At 51.7% G+C, this 17,061-nt stretch carries 16 protein-coding genes; 12 read left to right on the top strand and 4 right to left on the bottom strand.

From position 1 onward, the window contains the following. Window positions 1–25 precede the first annotated feature (25 nt). Complete coding sequence (locus tag N685_RS0103330; protein WP_031405858.1) at window positions 26–394, bottom strand: ArsR/SmtB family transcription factor; 369 nt, start codon at window positions 392–394, stop codon at window positions 26–28. After that, window positions 357–782 carry an SRPBCC family protein gene (locus tag N685_RS0103325; protein ID WP_031405856.1) on the bottom strand — a complete coding sequence of 142 codons (426 nt, stop codon included), beginning with the start codon at window positions 780–782 and terminating at the stop codon, window positions 357–359. Before N685_RS0103325 ends, N685_RS0103330 begins: the two co-directional genes overlap by 38 nt. Before the next feature lie 254 nt (window positions 783–1,036). Here N685_RS0103325 and rlmD point away from each other — a divergent pair, with 254 nt between their 5' ends. The 4 genes from rlmD to N685_RS0103305 all read left to right on the top strand — a co-directional run bounded on the left by rlmD (window position 1,037) and on the right by N685_RS0103305 (window position 6,145). After that, the gene (gene rlmD, locus N685_RS0103320) at window positions 1,037–2,425 is read left to right on the top strand and encodes a 23S rRNA (uracil(1939)-C(5))-methyltransferase RlmD (protein ID WP_031405854.1); all 1,389 of its coding nucleotides are present in this window, start codon (window positions 1,037–1,039) and stop codon (window positions 2,423–2,425) included. Between the two features lie 893 nt (window positions 2,426–3,318). Next, window positions 3,319–4,506: an IS701 family transposase gene (locus N685_RS0103315; RefSeq protein WP_031405852.1), complete on the top strand. Its 1,188-nt coding sequence runs from the start codon at window positions 3,319–3,321 to the stop codon at window positions 4,504–4,506. A gap of 89 nt (window positions 4,507–4,595) precedes the next feature. Then, window positions 4,596–5,843 carry an RNA-guided endonuclease InsQ/TnpB family protein gene (locus N685_RS0103310; protein ID WP_031405850.1) on the top strand — a complete coding sequence of 416 codons (1,248 nt, stop codon included), beginning with the start codon at window positions 4,596–4,598 and terminating at the stop codon, window positions 5,841–5,843. A gap of 71 nt (window positions 5,844–5,914) precedes the next feature. After that, window positions 5,915–6,145, top strand: coding sequence for a hypothetical protein (locus N685_RS0103305; protein ID WP_031405848.1), 231 nt, complete (start codon window positions 5,915–5,917; stop codon window positions 6,143–6,145). 137 nt (window positions 6,146–6,282) lie between these two features. Here N685_RS0103305 and N685_RS0103300 read toward each other — a convergent pair whose 3' ends face one another. After that, window positions 6,283–7,044, bottom strand: a complete 762-nt coding sequence (locus tag N685_RS0103300) for a sporulation protein (RefSeq protein ID WP_031405846.1) — start codon at window positions 7,042–7,044, stop codon at window positions 6,283–6,285. Window positions 7,045–7,355: 311 nt separating this feature from the next. On the opposite strand from N685_RS0103300, the gene N685_RS0103295 reads away from it, so the two are divergent. Further along, window positions 7,356–7,757, top strand: a complete 402-nt coding sequence (locus N685_RS0103295) for a (deoxy)nucleoside triphosphate pyrophosphohydrolase (RefSeq protein WP_031405844.1) — start codon at window positions 7,356–7,358, stop codon at window positions 7,755–7,757. Between the two features lie 310 nt (window positions 7,758–8,067). Here the strand turns inward: N685_RS0103295 and N685_RS0103290 are convergent, their stop codons facing one another. Then, entirely contained in the window at window positions 8,068–9,240 is a 1,173-nt protein-coding gene (locus N685_RS0103290) for a Gfo/Idh/MocA family protein (protein WP_031405842.1), read from the bottom strand. A 289-nt stretch (window positions 9,241–9,529) separates the two neighbouring features. Between N685_RS0103290 and N685_RS0103285 the strand changes: the two genes are divergently transcribed. The 7 genes from N685_RS0103285 (at window position 9,530) to N685_RS0103255 (ending at window position 17,059) form a co-directional block, all read left to right on the top strand. After that, window positions 9,530–10,573, top strand: a complete 1,044-nt coding sequence (locus N685_RS0103285; protein ID WP_031405840.1) for a nucleotidyltransferase family protein — start codon at window positions 9,530–9,532, stop codon at window positions 10,571–10,573. After that, a complete protein-coding gene (locus N685_RS0103280; protein WP_031405838.1) occupies window positions 10,570–11,757 on the top strand; it encodes a glycosyltransferase family 4 protein in 1,188 nt (395 codons plus the stop codon). The genes N685_RS0103285 and N685_RS0103280 overlap by 4 nt, the downstream gene beginning before the upstream one ends. Beyond that, window positions 11,738–12,853, top strand: coding sequence for a hypothetical protein (locus N685_RS0103275; protein ID WP_031405835.1), 1,116 nt, complete (start codon window positions 11,738–11,740; stop codon window positions 12,851–12,853). Before N685_RS0103280 ends, N685_RS0103275 begins: the two co-directional genes overlap by 20 nt. Beyond that, on the top strand, window positions 12,804–14,213 hold the full coding sequence (locus N685_RS0103270; RefSeq protein ID WP_031405833.1) for a phosphomannomutase/phosphoglucomutase: 1,410 nt from the start codon (window positions 12,804–12,806) through the stop codon (window positions 14,211–14,213). The genes N685_RS0103275 and N685_RS0103270 overlap by 50 nt, the downstream gene beginning before the upstream one ends. 194 nt (window positions 14,214–14,407) lie before the next feature. Further along, entirely contained in the window at window positions 14,408–16,060 is a 1,653-nt protein-coding gene (locus N685_RS0103265) for a response regulator transcription factor (protein WP_031405832.1), read from the top strand. Window positions 16,061–16,299: 239 nt separating this feature from the next. Next, a complete protein-coding gene (locus tag N685_RS18800) occupies window positions 16,300–16,878 on the top strand; it encodes an ATP-binding protein (protein WP_337588971.1) in 579 nt (192 codons plus the stop codon). Beyond that, complete coding sequence (locus N685_RS0103255) at window positions 16,775–17,059, top strand: STAS domain-containing protein (RefSeq protein ID WP_237746938.1); 285 nt, start codon at window positions 16,775–16,777, stop codon at window positions 17,057–17,059. Before N685_RS18800 ends, N685_RS0103255 begins: the two co-directional genes overlap by 104 nt. Window positions 17,060–17,061 lie beyond the last annotated feature (2 nt).

Below are 17,061 nucleotides of genomic sequence, written 5' to 3'. Positions count from 1 at the left end.
CGAATACGATGCGATTTTGTCGTCATCAGGGCTTTTCGTCTGTTTCCACCCACTGTTTGAGAGCCATGAGCCGTTCGTCCCAATACGGTTCAAAGAAGGAAAGCCATGTTTTCAATTCGGCGAGGGGTTCGGGATGGAATCTGTACCTCGTTTCGCGCCCGGCTTTTCGACGGCTCACTAAACCTGCTTCCGCTAGGATATGAAGGTGCTTGTTGACGGCTGTACGGCTGATCGGAAACGATTTGGCAATCGCGGCGATCGACAGCTCGTTGTCGGCCAGCAGCTGCAACATCTGGCGGCGGGTGGGATCGGCGATGGCGTGAAATACATCGTGCTTCGGCGCGGCGGCGGTTCGTTTATCCCTCGATGTATGCAGGGAGTTTTTGGTTGACAATGTTCTCCCACCCACCATCCATAATCTGGCGAACGGCTGCATGAGGTTGGCCAAATTCCGTTGTTTTGTCGGCATCCCATCCGGAATGGATGAGGGTGAATGCGGTTTTTCCGTCTTCCAATGCTTTTAATTCAAACGTAAGATGCCAATCCTTTCCCCAATTAAATCCTACACGGTGAGGTGGATCGAGCTCGGTGACGGTGCAGGGGGAATCCCCGAATGGCCCTGCGTGCAAAACAAATTGGTGGCCTAAAATCGGCGCAAATGTATTCGGCATCCACCACGCCGCAAGTCCTTCGGATGTTGCCACCGCTTTCCATACTTTTTCAATGGGCGCGTTCAGTACAATCGTTTTGCGGATTTCCGGCAATGTTTGCTTGGTTTCCACAAGAATTCCTCCGTTCATTGAATATAACACCAATAGGTTTCAAAATAAATATATCACCTTTTGGTGTTAAAAGCAAATGAAAACGAATGCAGCTCCCATCGATCGGGAATGATGTTCTGCCGTTTTCAATGAAAGGCGTTCCTTGTTATAATGAAAAACGTATGTTTCCGCCAAGCATAAGTCCGTTGCGACAAAGTGTACAATACACTCAAGAATGAAATCAAGCTGATTCATGTCGAAAAGGAGGGAACCCATTGGGCGGTGTGACGAACCATTCGTTTGTGGCAGAAGTTCATCAGTTGGATAAAAAAGGAATTGGACAAGCCGCCGTTTGGCATGAAGAGGACGGAAAGAGAAAGAAGCTCAAACTGGCCATTCCGTCTACACTTCCGGGTGAGAAGGTGCGAGTCGTTGTCGATGAGCCAAAACGGCGCAGAGTTCAGGCGCGGTTGGAAGAAGTGATCGAGCCGCATCCGGAACGGCTTGCGCCGTCGTGTCCGCACTTTGACCGCTGTGGCGGCTGTGTCTGGCAGCACTGGCACTATGAAGGGCAGCTGCGCCATAAAACGGAGCATGTGAAGGCACTTTTGGAGCAGTACGGATTTGACCCGAACGTTGTCCGCGAGACGATCGGAATGGAACATCCGTGGCATTACCGCAATAAAATGGAGTTTACGTTTTCTCCGGAAGGGTTGCTTGGACTGCATGAGCACGGGAACTTCCGGCAAGTCATTTCGTTGGAGACATGCCTCATTGCCGGCGAGAAGATCGTCAAAGCTGCCATGGAGGTGGCGCGTTGGGCGCGCGATCATCGGCTGCCTGGGTATCATAAGGATACGCATGAAGGGTTGCTTCGCCATCTCATGGTGCGCGAGTCGTTTGCGACCGGGGAAGTCATGGTGGCGCTTTTCGCGACCGAGGCGCCGGAAGGGGATCTAAAAGAAGCGGCAGCCGATTTGACGGAGCGGATCACGAAGGCGCTCCCGGAAGTGAAAAGCTTGCTTTGGCTGGAAAACCGGGCGTGGGCTGACCGCACTCAGGCAGAACAAACCCATGTGTTGGCCGGTCGTGATTTCATTTATGACGAGTTATGCGGGTTTCGCTACCGTCTGTGGTTTGACACGTTTTTCCAAACGAACCCGGTGCAAGCGGCCAAATTGGTCGAGCTGGCGTTGGAAATGGGAAATCCGCAGCCGCACGAAAAAATGATCGATCTCTTTTGCGGGGTTGGCACGTTTTCTTTGCCGTTCGCCAAGCGGGTCAAGGCGTTAGCCGGCATTGAAATTGTGGAAACATCAATCGAATCGGCGAAACGCAACGCCAAAGACAACGGCATCGACAACACGTACTTTTTGGCGCGGGACGCCCGGCGCGGCATCGATGAGGTGCTCGAACAATTCGGAAGGCCGGAGCTGTTGCTTTTGGATCCTCCGCGTTCGGGTGCGGGCGGGAAGGTGATGCGCAAAATCGGCCGGGCGCAGCCGGAGCGGGTCGTTTACGTCTCGTGCAACCCAGAAACGTTGGCGGCAGATATTACGGAATTAGTTCCATTTGGTTATACATTGAAAATCGTCCAGCCGGTTGATTTATTCCCGCATACCGCGCATGTGGAGTGCTGTGCGTTGCTTATAAAAAATTTGTAAACACCAAATACACTCGTTCACTTAAAAAATAACCGTTCATCGAGAGAAATCAAGTCGGACTTTGGATGATGTTTTACTGGGAAACGAAACAGTCCATCCCCGGCATCTTATTTGACAAACAAGGGCAAACATGGATAGACCAAAGGAAATCGAATAAACATGTGGTGAAACCAAGAGGGAAGAAACGGGAGAAATGTCCACGTACTTCCCTTTTTCTTTTTCTAAAAGTCGAACTATAGTGGGTCTTTCGGATTCTCCTAAATGGAGCGAACCGGTTGTTTTTCACCGGCCTTCTAGAAGGTCGATGAACATCGCTCTTTCTTAACGCCAGTGTTTTTGGAAAGCTTCAAAAATATTAAGGTTGATGTAGTGGAGAAAACACCTTTTGGCGCCGTATGACTGATGCAATCACCACTCTTCTCGGCGCCGGCGATAGGAATATGTCATCCATATCAAATATGTGCGCAAAAAAGGAAGGTAACATAAAATATAGAAGTTATGTATTGCACTCCTTGCTTTCGTTTCAGAACTCGGGCATGGAAGGTCGGCAAGGGGGACGTGTTTTCCGCTATTGATATCGTATAAAATGGTGTTTAAAGAAAAAAGGGGGGACTAGGCGATGAAAAAGACGTCGGTATTTGGGTTGGTTTTTTTATCTTAATTAGGCGAGAAGACTCCCACTTCAACGAAGCGAAGCGGAGTAAGTGGGAGATGAATCGCCTTAACTATATTTTACTGAAAATAGTATAGATTCAGTAAAATATAGTATAATATACTGTAGATGAGCAAATTTGCTAACATAAATTGACAACTAAACAAAAAAGGAGACATGAACCCGATTCCTTGGTTAGAATAGATGTGCCACCAACTACCCACAAGGAGGTTCATGTCTCATGAATAGATTAGCACATCATCAAGGAATCCACAAGTTTTTCATGACGTTGGGGTTGGCGCTTTATTTCTCGAAACCGGTCATCAAGCATCTCGTTCATATTGTGGAGGCCTTGACTACCAAGGGATTTTCGGGAACATTGACCGATGTCCATCACTGGAGTTTTCATCCCAACCATCGAACCACGCTCAGCCATTTTTTCACGAAAAGCCCTTGGGATGAAGAGACGTTGCTTCGCAAACTCCAGCAATGGATCCTTCATCGCATCAAGCGAATCGCCAAACAGGAGAATCAACCCCTTTTTGTTTCGATTGATGATACCATTTGCCAAAAAACAAAGCCTTCGTCACGGGCAACGCACGCCATTCAAGGGTGTGACTGGCATTTCTCTCACAGCGATCATCAATGGGTCTGGGGGCATTCGCTTGTTTGGCTGATGGTGCATACCTTCACGCAAGCGTTTCCGTTCGCGTTTCGTCTCTATGATAAGGCGGCGGGAAGAAGCAAAATCGACCTAGCGATCGAGATGCTTTCCTCGCTCAAGGGGAAGTGGGCTCAGCCGGTGTATGTGCTCATGGATTCATGGTATCCGTCCCAAGCGCTCATCGAAGCCTGCCTGAAACAAGGATTCCATGTCATCGCCATGCTCAAGACGAACCGGATTCTCTACCCGAAAGGCATCGCCATTCAAGCGAAGGAGTTTGCCCGCTATATCGAGCCAAACGACACCCGCCTCGTCACGGTGGGGAGCGAGCGCTATCGTGTCTACCGCTACGAAGGCGCGCTCAACGGTCTTGATGACGCGGTGGTGCTGCTGGCTTGGAAGGCGGATGAACCGATGACGCCGGATCATCTCCATGTCGTCTTGAGCACCGACCGGGAGCTGAGTGACGAAGACATCTTGCGTTACTATGCCCAGCGCTGGACGATCGAATGCTTTTTCCGGCAGGCCAAAGACCAGCTGAAGCTCGATGGGTACCGTGTTCGTCACGTTCGGGCGGTGAAACGGTATTGGGCAGTGGTGCTATTTGCCTGCGTATACAGCATCGCGGAATCTCAACAAGACCTCTCTTCCGGACTGGAGCTTCTTCGGTCTCGGAAAGGACACAGCGTCGTTGAGTTCATCTATGACGCCGCAAAACAAGATATTCCCATTGATGTGATCAAAAAACAGCTCCATGTCGCCTAAGGGGTCCCCTGTTTGTCTCTTATTTCATGGAAATTACTGTAATGAAAAATGCTCATCTGCAGTAATATAGTTAGATGGGAGGTGAAAAAATGTATTTTTGTATCAAACAACAGCTAAATGGTTTGACCAAAGAAGAATACTTGACTCTTAGAGAACTGTGCCATATTGCCAAGAACATGTACAACGTCGGATTGTACAATGTCAGACAATACTATTTTGAACACAAGGAATTTCTTAATTATGAGAAAAACTATCATCTTGCAAAAACTAACGAAAACTATAAGCTGTTAAACAGCAACATGGCACAGCAAATTTTAAAAAAGGTCAATGAAGCCTTTAAATCTTTCTTTGGTTTGATCAGTCTTGCCAAACAAGGAAAATATGACTACAAGGCTATCAGTATTCCAAAATATCTTAAAAAAGATGGCTTTCATTCACTGATCATTGGCCAGATTCGTATAGACGGCAACAAATTCACGATACCGTATTCTCGCCTATTTAAAAAGACTCACAAGCCTATCACGATAACGATTCCGCCTGTGTTACTGGACAAAAAGATTAAGCAGATTGAAATCATTCCTAAGCATCATGCCAGGTTCTTTGAGATTCAGTACAAATATGAAATGCCTGAAGATCAAAGAGAATTAAATGACCAAAAAGCACTGGCAATTGATTTAGGATTAAACAATTTTGCCACTTGTGTCACATCAGACGGCAGATCATTCATCATTGATGGGCGGAGATTAAAAAGTATAAATCAATGGTTTAACAAAGAAAATGCCAGACTTCAAAGCATTAAAGATAAGCAAAAAATCAAAGGCACCACTCGTAAACAGGCTTTGCTTGCTATGAATCGCAATAATAAAGTGAATGATTATATCAACAAGACTTGCCGTTACATCATTAACTACTGTATTGAAAATCAAATTGGCAAACTTGTCATTGGCTATGCTGAAACATTGCAACGCAATATTAATCTAGGAAAAAAGACAAATCAAAACTTTGTCAATATTCCTCTCGGTAACATAAAAGAAAAACTAGAATATCTTTGTGAATTTTACGGCATTGAATTCTTTAAACAGGAAGAATCATATACGTCTCAAGCCAGCTTTTTTGACGGCGATGAGATTCCTGAATATAATGCCGACAATCCAAAAGAATATAAGTTCAGCGGCAAACGTATTAAGCGCGGCTTGTATCGAACAAAGTCTGGCAAACTAATTAATGCTGATGTCAATGGCGCATTAAACATCTTAAAGAAAAGTAAAGCTGTAGACCTGAGTGTCTTATGCTCTAGCGGCGAAGTGGACACGCCTCAAAGAATAAGGATTGCTTGAAGCAGTCAAACTTCTTTGGAAGCCTCCACTTCAAATTTTCGCTAGAAAATTAAGTGGGGGTAGTTCACGACGTGGATTTTGCCAATCCGCATATGATTGGAAACAACATCGTGATTGGGAAAGGAAATACGTTGGAAAACATTCATGAAGTATATCCCAATGGAGTGTTTGTGGAGTTTCATTTTACCGGGTTTGACGAGCAATATAATGGAATGGATTGGAAGAGTTTGCGTCTTGTTTTTGAACAAGATGGCGATACATGGCGGCTGGTTGGGATTGTTCACGATCAATGGACGATTTAAGTGCTTGCTTGCATTTTCGCTGGAAGAAACCATGCTGTTTTGTCTATAGAGCAGTGATAGAGGGGACATAGGGGCAAGTTGTCGATTTGCTTCATTATGGGGCAAAAGAGGCCGATGGCCCCTTTTGCTTTTTCGGTTCAGCTATATCGATGAATGGCATTGGCCAGCAATTGCGGCAGCGAGGCGAGATCGTTCGGCCCGTAGGTGAAGCGGACGAGCGTCTCGTCGATGTCGAGCGCCTCGGCGAGCAACCCGGCCAATCCGCGCGCTTTGCGGTCGATTTCCAAAATGGTTTCCACTCCGTGCTCGGACACAAAGAAGATGGCTTCCAATTCGTCAAGGCGGCCCCGAAACGCTCCGCTTACCGGGCGAAACTCGAACTCTTGGACAAACGGCAGCCGCCGCTGCCAATAGCGCGGTGCTTGTTCGCACTGCACATGGTGGAGGCGGAATCCCAGTTGACGGGCGGCTTCAAGAAACGCTGTGACGAGCGGATGCGGTTCGATGGTGAGGTAGTCCCGGTCTTGCGGATCAAGCGCCATTTGAATGTCCAGGCCGGTTTGCAGCCACACTTTGGAAGAGCCGAGCGTCACCGGTGTGTCATAGGGCAGGGTGAATCGGAACGGGATCGTTTTTGTTTCGTTCGGCCTGATCGTCACCGAGTCAGACACCTTGTGTCGGGCGAGCACAGCTTTTTCTTCGAATTTGTGATCGTCGACTTCGCGAATATACGTCGTCACTAAGGCTAGATCAATTTTATCAATGTGCTGTTCCACGCTGCCGCCGCGAATTTCGACTACTCCTTCGACTGTTTCCCCTTGAGCGTATTGCGCTTTGGCAAGCTTCGTGTCGACCGTGGCAGATCCGATGCCGATGGAACTTAACAGTTTTTTGAACAATGAGTTCGCCTCCCTGTCATCGATTTCAGTTGAGAATACGGAGCGTCCAGTCAAAAAGTTTCGTCCTTTCAAAAAAGAGGGAACGGCACCGTCCCTGCCTGTCCCTTTTGGCTTGACAACAGCCGATAAACAGCGGAAAGCGTCTTCTTGCCCCCGACCGTATGGTTTGGCAAACCCGTACAGCTCTTTAGCCAAGTTGGCCAGCGGCAAGGCGATGCCGCATTCGTCATGTTTGAAGGAGTTCCACTGTTTTGGAAAACAAAGCGGTTTTTGCTAAAATGGCGTATATGGATGAGAAGGGCGGGTCAGCAATGAAACGGGTCATTCCTGTCGTCGGAGCAGCCATCTGCAACGAGCAGGGGGACGTTTTATGCGCGCTGCGCGCACCGAATATGTCGTTGCCGAACGTCTGGGAGTTCCCCGGCGGCAAAGTGGAAGAAGGGGAGAGTCCGGCAGCGGCTTTAGTCCGGGAAATTCGCGAGGAGCTTGGCTGCACGATTTCCATCGGCAAACTGTTGGCGGATGTATGCCATGAATATGAACACGCCATCGTGCATTTGCGGACGTATGAAGCCCGCTTAGTCGATGGGGAACCGCGAGCTCGGGAGCATGCCGAGCTTCGGTGGGTGCCGCCCTCGCAGCTTCGTGACCTTAGATGGGCGCCGGCTGATCTTCCCACCGTTGAGGCACTGTTGGCAAAAGGCTGCCTATAGGAGAATGAGGCACTGAGCTGGGGGAGGTATTGGAGGCTGGTGATTTAATCGTGAATACGGCTTTACCATGTCATTTCTCAATTAGAAAAACCTTGTTGCATCGACCCTGCTTTTCGCCCATTCCCCCCATTGAGTAAGGGAATCAGCCGTTTTTCACCGCCCTCATTGATTCTAATGCAGGAAAACGGCTTTTCCCGTAGGAAGAGCCGTTTTTGATTTGTGTAACAATAGGAAATTGGTTCCAAAAGAAAAAGCCTGTCGGCGGTTGCTTTCATTGCATCCCCAACAGGCTTGTTTTCTTGCCCGCTGTCTAGCGAACGCGTGACGGTTCACTGGCGGTGGTGCACGCTTCCGCCAAAGCGAGGTCGGCGGCGGCATTCTCGGCAGTGACGATGCTGCGCGCACTTGGATCCTCAATCAAGCGGCAAAAGTCAAGAAAGCGCGCTTGGGCGATCGCTTCGTACCACCCGTGGCGGTCCGAGAGCACCACGGTGCGTTCGTACGGGATGCGCGGGGCGGCTGGCGATGCAGCGGGCGGCGCCAGGCGGTCGGCGGTGCACCGCATTTGTTCGATGGCATCTGCGGATGGGTGCTTCGGAATGGCATCAAACAAGGCGTTGATATAGGTTGCCTCATCGATTGAGACGAGGCCGGATACGGATAGCCGCATCGGGATCCAGCCGTCAAGCACGATGCGCCCGCGTGCCGTATGAATGTCCCAGTGCGTCGATTCCGAAGCGGCAGGGTCCATCGTAAAGCCGTGGTAATAATGGACGGGGACGCGTCGTCCGTTGCCTTCATGAATGACCGTGGCACCGACGCGCGGCCGTGTGCCGTCTGTTTCCCCCAACGCGAATCCGTGCGCGGAAGCCGCTTCGCCAAACCAATCGCGGCCGACTTCAAAAAAGTGGACGCCGTGCTCGATCAGGATGCCTCCGCTTCGCTGTTCGTCCCAAAACCAATGGCCTTCCGCAACGCGATGGGCGGCGTTGTGAAGGCTTGCGTAGTCCACTGGGCCAAGAAGCGCGCGGTGGATGAGTTGCTTGACGGCTTCCGCGAGCGGGTGGTAGCGAAGAACGAGATTGACCGCCAATGCCCGGTTTTGGCGGGCGGCGAGCTGGATGTTTGCCCGCAGCGCCTCGGCGGTGAGGCCGCCTGGCTTTTCAAGCAGCACATGTTTTCCTTCCTCAAGCGCCCGCTTGGCAAGCGGGGTGTGCAAATGCGGCGGGGTGGTGAGAATGACGATATCAACGTGTGGGTCAACGATCAATTCTTCAGCTTCGCGGTATTCACGCACGTCGCCCGCCTGCGGCTGACGGCGGCGATAGGCGTCGATGACGCGCTGGCGTTTTTCGTCCGTCCGCCCAGCGACAGCGAAGAGATGAAAGGAAGGAAGCGGAGCAAGAGCGCCGGCGAGAAACTCAGCGAATGCGCCGGCACCGGCAATGCCAACATGGTAACGGAAAGATGATGAAGAAATCATGGCGTATTCTCCTCCTCCCTCACATATATATAGCATTAACGATACTCATTATACCGCAAAGAAAAAGAAGAACGAGAAAATGAAAGCTTCTAAATTTATAAGCGTCCATTCTTCATCGACGTCATTCGACAATCATTTCGCTTGCATCGAAGGAGGAATATTATGTATATTATTATTAGCAACCATCATAGCCGAGTGCTAGCAATCTATGAACGACTTTCATTTTCTCGTTCATCCGTCAAAAGCGTGTCTATTTTTGTGAAAAAAATAGTATTGGAGGGATGACGAAATGAAAGCATTGTTGCTGGCAGGAGGATTAGGTACACGTCTTCGTCCATTGACGGAAAACATCCCCAAACCGATGGCCCCAATTGCGAACCGGCCATGGCTTGAACACCTCATCGTTCATCTTCGCGACCAAGGAGTCAACGAATTTGTCATCGCCGCACATCATTGTTCAGACGTGATCCGTCGCTATTTCGAAGATGGGAAGCGCTGGAATGTGAAGATTACATACGCGCTTGAACCGTTCCCGCTCGGAACGGCTGGAGCGATCAAAAACGCCGAACGCTGGCTGAAGGAACGGTTTCTCGTGTTTAACGCCGATATCGTGCATTTGCCGCAATTGATCCCGTTGCTTGATTTCCATCGTCAACATGGCGGTTTGGCGACGATTGTCTTAACGGAAGTAGACGATCCTTCTTCCTATGGGGTAGTCGAACAGAACGATCGCGGGCAAATTTTACGCTTTGTCGAAAAGCCGCGCCGCGAGGAAGCACCATCGAACCGGATCAACGCCGGCATGTATATTTTCGAGCCGGACGTGATGCGCTATATCCCGGCTGAGCGGGAAGTGTCGATCGAGCGTGAAACGTTCCCGCTGCTGATCGAGAAGAATGTCGGTGTATATGGCATCGTCAGCAACGGATACTGGCGAGATATGGGGACGCCGGCCCGCTATCGCCAAGTGCATTGGGATGCGTTGAACCGGGAATTTCCGATTCCGCTCAAAGGACGTGAAATTCAACCAGGCGTGTTTGTTGGGGAAAACGTGGAGATTGGGGCTGGCGTCTTGTTTGTGCCGCCTGTGCTCATCGGTGATCACGTGAAAATCGGTCCGCAGGCCGTCATTGGCCCGAATGCGGTCATCGGCGATCGTTGTCAAATTGGCGCCCGCGTCCATTGCGCGCAAACCATCGTTTGGGACCGCTCTGTCATTCGTGACCGCAGCCGTTTGCAAAACAGCATTTTCGGCTATCGGACGGTGACGCCGGCGGGGGAAGTGTTCGAAGATTCGATTATTAATCAGTTCAAGGAGGCGGTGCAAGCATGATTCGAATCGCCTACGTCAGCACGTACCCACCACGGCGGTGCGGGCTGGCGACGTTTACGGAACATTTGCGCCAAAGTATTGATGGCGTCCGCGGTCCGTCCGACGGCGACCGCGTCATCGTGTTGTACAACGAAAGCGATGGAGATGACGCCTATCGCAACAACCCAGTGTATTGGCCGCTTCCGGCGCAAAACCGCGCGGCGTATGCTGAGATGGCCAAAAGGGTGAATGAAAGCGACATCGACGTCGTTTTATTGCAGCATGAGTTCGGCATTTTCGGCGGCGAGGCGGGCGAATACATTCTTGATTTCATTGCCGCGCTCCATAAGCCGCTCGTAACGACGTTCCATACGGTGTTTGCCGAGCCCGAGCCACCGTATCGCCCGATTCAAGAGAAAATCGCGACAGCAAGCGATGCGATCATCGTCATGAACCGGCAGGCGATCCCTTACTTAGTGAAGGCGTTCGGCCTGCCAAAGGAGAAAGTCGTCTACATTCCGCACGGCGCTCCGGGTCCAAGCAGTGAGGACCGCGATTCGCTGCGCCGTCGCCTCGGATTCAGTGGCCGCAAAGTGATGTTGACGTTTGGCTTGCTCAGCCGCGGCAAAGGCATTGAGTCGGTCTTGGCCGCATTGCCGGGTGTTGTTCGCAAGGTGCCGGAAGCGCTGTATGTCATCGCTGGACAGACGCACCCAGAAGTGAAAAAGAGGGAAGGAGAAGCCTATCGCGAGGAGTTGAAATCGCTCATTCACCGTTTGGGGCTTGAGCGCCATGTTCGTATGGAAGATCGGTATTTCAGCGAAGAGGAATTGATTGATTATTTGACGGCATGCGATCTATACGTCACCCCGTACCCGGGCATGCAACAAATTACAAGCGGCACGCTTGCCTATGCGGTCGGCGTCGGTCGTCCGGTCGTTTCGACGCCGTATGAGCATGCGCGCGATTTGTTGCAAGGTTGTGAAGAGCTGTTGTTGCCATATGGCGATACAACTGTCTGGGAAGAGCGGCTCGGGCAGCTGTTGGCCGACGAGGCGGCGCTGAAGCGATGGGAGGAAAAGATGCGCCAAATCGGGGCAAACACGCATTGGCCGCGCGTCGGCGAACAGCATGTCGCCTTGTTTGCGCGCATGTGCGCCGCGAAACGTGGGGAGGTGAAGACCATTGGCACCGTCAGTCATTAAGTTCGACCATCTCGAGCGCATGACTGACGACACCGGGTTGCTTGAGCATAGCCTTGGTCGCATCCCGCGCCGTCGCGAGGGTTATTCGACCGATGACAACGCTCGCGCTATTTGGGCGAGCCTGGAATGGATGGCGCTATGCGAGGACAAAGAAGAGAAAGAGCGGCTGCACCGTTTGCTTGACCGGTATTTGGCGTTTTTGCTTTGGGCGCAAAACGATGATGGCACGTTCCACAACAACTTTTTCTTCGACCGGACAAAAGAAGAGGAAACGCCGTCAGACGACTGTTTTGGGCGATCGTTTTGGGCGGCGGCGTTGGCTTGCATTCGCCTCAGCGATCCGGCGCGGCGCGAGGCGGCGGCCGAGATGTTGCGGCGGGCCATGCCGGCGGCATGGGAGCTTCGATCGCTGCGCGGCGTCGCCTGGGGGTTGGCCACTTGCGGCGTTTTATTGACAGAAGGACGCCCGCGTGGCGTCGATCAAGAGGAAGTGGCGGCTTTGGCCGCACGGTTTGAGCAACGGCTGCTTGCGGCTTATTGGGAGCATGCCGGTGACAGTTGGCATTGGTATGAGCCGGAGTTGACGTACGCCAACGGGGTGTTGCCGTGGGCGCTTTGGACGGCATATCGGCGCGCGCCGCGGAATGAGGTGAGGGAAGTGGCGGAAAAAAGCCTTGCTTTCCTTATTGAAAAAATGAGCGGACCGGAAGGTGTCATCCGCCCGATCGGCAACCGCGGTTGGTGCAGCCGCCGCTACCGCGCCGATTGGGATCAGCAGCCGCTTGATGTGATGAAGCTCGCTTTGGCGGCGCGCGAAGCGTATTGGGCGACGGACGACGAGCAGTATCGCAGCGTCGTCCGCCGCTGCCTTGCCTGGTTTTACGGAGAAAACGACGGCAAGGCGCCGCTTGCCGACCCAAGCGACGGCAGTTGTTGCGACGGGCTTGGCCCGAACGGCCCGAACCCGAATCGGGGGGCAGAATCGACATTATCTTACTTGTTAACCGCAGCAATCGCTCAATCGATTTCGGTGGAGGTGGTTGTCGATGAATCCATCAACAACGAAACCGTTCGCATGGCCGGCACACGTGTTTAAAGAATATGACATTCGCGGACGAGCCGGCGAGGAGCTCGATGAGTCGTTCGCGTATTGGCTCGGACGGGCCTTTGCCGACATGATGCAAAAGGAAGGCGAGAAGAGGGCGGTTGTCGGTCATGACAATCGTTTGTCATCGCCTGGCTTGCATCGGGCGCTCAAAGACGGGCTGCTCGATGGCGGCTGCGATGTTGTCGATATTGGGCTTTCGACGACGCCGATGTTTTACTACAGCTTATATTACACGAACATCCCATGCGGCATGATCATCACCGCCAGCCATAACCCAGGCGATGAGAACGGATTTAAAATTGCCATGGGGAAAACGACAATTTATGGTGAGCGTATCCAAGCGCTGCGGCTGGCGATGGAGCGGCTCAGCAAGGAACAGCCGCGGCCTGAAACAGCGCGGGGGCGTGAGGAAACGTTGGACCTTGCTCCAGCGTATATCAAGATGTTGAAGGAGAAAATCCAACTCGGTCCGCGCAAGCTGAAGGTTGTCGTTGACTGCGGCAACGGCACCCCATCGATCATTGCGCCACAAGTGCTCAAAGAGTGGGGGTGCGATGTCATCCCGCTTTACTGCGAATCCGATCCAACGTTTCCGAACCATCATCCGGACCCGGTCGTGCCGGAAAACTTGACGGATTTGATTGAAACGGTGCGCAAAGAGAAGGCCGATCTTGGCATTGCGTTTGACGGCGACGGCGATCGGATCGGGGTTGTGGATGAAACGGGTGCGATCCGCTGGGGCGACCAGCTGATGGTGCTGTTCTGGCGCGAGATTCTCAAGCGCCATCCGGGAGCCGACGCGCCCGTCGAAGTGAAATGTTCACAAGCGCTCGTGGAGGAAATTGAGCGGCTCGGCGGGAAGCCGTTCTTCCATCGGACCGGCCACTCGCACGTCAAAGCGACGCTGCGCCGCCGTCCGGAGATCCCGTTTGCCGGTGAAATGTCTGGCCATTTGTTCTTTAATGATGAGTTTTACGGCTATGACGACGCTTTGTACGCCGCCGGGCGGCTGCTTCGCTTGTTGTCGAATGACGAACGTCCGCTGTCTGAGTGGTTTGCCGATGTGCCGCGGTACGCAGCGACGCCGGAGACGCGCGTTGCTTGTCCGGAAGAGAAAAAACCAGCTGCCATTGCCGCGGTGAAAAACCGGTTCGCCGGCCGCTATCCAGTTGTTGATGTGGATGGCGCCCGCATCCAGTTTCTGGAAGGCTGGGGGTTGGTGCGGCCATCGAACACGCAGCCGATTCTTGTCCTGCGTGCGGAGGCGAAGACGGAAGCCGCATTGGCGGAGATTAAGCGGCAGCTGGCTGACTGTCTCCATGCTCTGGAATTGCACATCGATTGGTGACATCCTATTCCGAAACGTTTGCACCGATGTGCCCTGTCTGGTTCAAAAGCTCTTTCCCGGCGTGGGCCGTCCGCATAGTGACGGACGCTGCGCCGGTTTGTTTTTGCTGTCGCAGAGGGTTAAAGCTTGATTTCTTGCCAGTTATTTGTCCATAATAGATAGGGGTAAAAACGAGTTGTAGGAGAGTTGAAGGCGTGGTGATCCGTGAATCGTTGCAATATATTCAAGATGCATACGCGGCATTGACGGAGTTGAGCATGCTGATCGTTGATGATCACGGTACTCCCGTGACGAAAGTATCAAATATGACTGAGCTGGCGGAGCTCGTTTTGTTTGCCGCTAAAAGCGAAGCGCCATCATTTTCCTTTCCGCGAGAACTTAGCATTGACAGATGGCAGCGCCCGTCGGTCGTGCCGGTCGGACGTTTGGGCATGAAAAGCATCGTCGCTCCCGTGTTTGTCGATGGAAAGGTGGAATATTGGATTTGGGCGGGCGTGTTTATCGAGGAAGAGACGAAATGGCTCATTTGCGAACAGCCGCTGGTAGACGGCGGAAAGTGGATGTCAGCCCTCGAACAATCGGTGGCGCTGCCGGCGCCGGCAGTCGAAGCGAAGTTAAAAGATATAGAAAAGATGGCGATCATATGCGGGGAATTAATCAGCGGCGAGCGCCGCAAGCAACAATGCTGTGAATACGGGAAACGGCTCGAAACAGTGGTCACAGACAGCTCCGCCTTAGCGGACGTAGACAAGCTGCTTTTTGAGTTGCGGGCGTTCGATGAACGCGTCGATATGGCGTTGTATATCGCCAAATGTCCGCAAGGATGGATGGTGGCAGCGGCAAGTGGAGAAAAGGCAGGGAAGCTGCGCGGCAAGATGATAGATGTGTTATTTCCGCCGCTTTCGTCTTCGGAGCCCCCGCTTCGTTCGGTTTACGTTCAAGATGCCGCTTTGGATCCACGCTTTTCCTTTTTTGTCCGCCATGACATCCGCCCGAAAGCGATGATCGCGTATCCGGCGATGTACGGGAAAACAATGGAAGGATGGGTCATGATCGGCAGCGAGGCGGCCTCTTCACTGCCGGCGTCGCTTCGTTCGGTCGGCTCCGCCCTCGTTCAACATTGGCTGCTCTTGGCGAAATGTACAGAGGCCGATATGAAAATGGACCGCCATTTGATGCGCCTTTCGATGTTGATGGAAATTGGACGAGCCATGCGTGTTGTGCAAAACGAGGTAGACATCATCCGGATGATGGCCGAATTCGCCGCAGAGCTCGCTTACGGCGATTTTGTCTGCGTGGTATGGTCGAGCGATGGCCAAGCAGCCGTTGTCCATGAAGGAGCGATGGACGTAGAAATGGCTGTTCGTTATCGGGATGATGTTTGCCGTCGCTATGGCTGTCAGGGCGAGAAGGCGAAAAACGAGGTGCCGGTGTTGCTCTATGTCGAGGACAAACCTGTGATGGAAGTGCCGTTTTTCGTCAGCGCTGGCCAATACGGTGTTCTTTCCGTTCATATAAAGAAAGAAAGGGAAGCGAAAGAGGCGGAAGTGTATATGACGGCGCTGGCTGCGATTGGTTCGATGATGATTAGCGGCAAGGCTCACGGCGGGAATGATGGGACGGTCAATATCGACATGCTATCTGAGCAGTTGACGGCCCGGGAGATGGATGTATTGGAGTTGCTCATTCAAGGCTGCAGCAACCGTGAAATTTCAGAACGGTTGTTCATTAGCGTCCATACCGTGAAAAATCATATTACGAACATTTTTCAAAAAATTGGCGTCAATGACCGGTCACAGTTGATCGCCCTTGTGTATCAACTAAACCACCGCCGGCAGCGCCGCTAAGGGGACATCATTGGACGATGGGTGCCATGATGTCTTTTTTTTTTGAATGTAGGAAATTGGAATGAACCCTATTTTGTATTATAATGAATTGTAGTAAATAAGAACTATTTTTCGATAAGAATGGAACAATCAAGGAAAAAATAGCATTCGAATCCGTTTTCCCCAGCGCCGGAACGTGCGATAGCGGAAAAGTTGCCGTGCTGCTTTGGTCGGCGTATAAGCATAACAAGGATAGGGGAATGCCGATGAAGCCTGCAGCCATGATCCGAACGATGGCCATCATGAAACCGGCGGACATTTTAAAAGCGATGGACATTACCGAGGAATTGGCGAAGAGAGTGGGGTTTTTGCCGCGTGATTGCCTTTTTCTTCGGCTGGCAACCGAGGAAGCGTGCACGAATGCATATGAATATTGTAAAAAAACGGAGAGGTTTCCATTTAGGATATTTTGGAAAATTGATGCGGGACAGTTGATGATGATTGTCAAGCAGCGAGGGGGATGCTTCTCCTTAGCCCGAACCGATGTCGTCAATACTGGGCCGCGCGGCAGGGGATTGCAGCTGATTACCCATATTGTCGACGATGTATACGTGAAGCGAGCGGGAAACAACGTCTTGTTGTGCATGTGCAAATGCAAAAAAAAGAGTGACCATTGGAGGAAACAGGATGGAGACAAAACAAGGGGCAATTTGCACGCTGACATGGACAGAAGATATTACCTTAAACAACGTCGAGTCGTTCCGTCAAGTGCTGGAAACGTTGCTGGACAAACGGGCGGACCGATTGATTGTCAACATGGAGGGGGTCAAATACATTAACAGCGCTGGACTCGGTGTTATCGCTGACAGCGTTATGACGGCGAGAGCCCGACAAAAAGAGTTGGTCATTGCTGGGGTGGAAGGGTCGCTCGCAGAAATTTTCCATATTGTCAAATTTTCTTCGTTTATCAAACTATTTGCCACAGAGAAGGAAGCCATGGATTATTTCAGTGGAGAATGACG

Origin of the sequence: Geobacillus vulcani PSS1 (assembly GCF_000733845.1) — a bacterium.
In the GTDB taxonomy this organism is placed as follows: Bacteria; Bacillota; Bacilli; order Bacillales; family Anoxybacillaceae; genus Geobacillus; species Geobacillus vulcani.
Note: the sequence above shows the minus strand (reverse complement) of the source record. Positions and strands in the feature narration are given on the sequence as shown.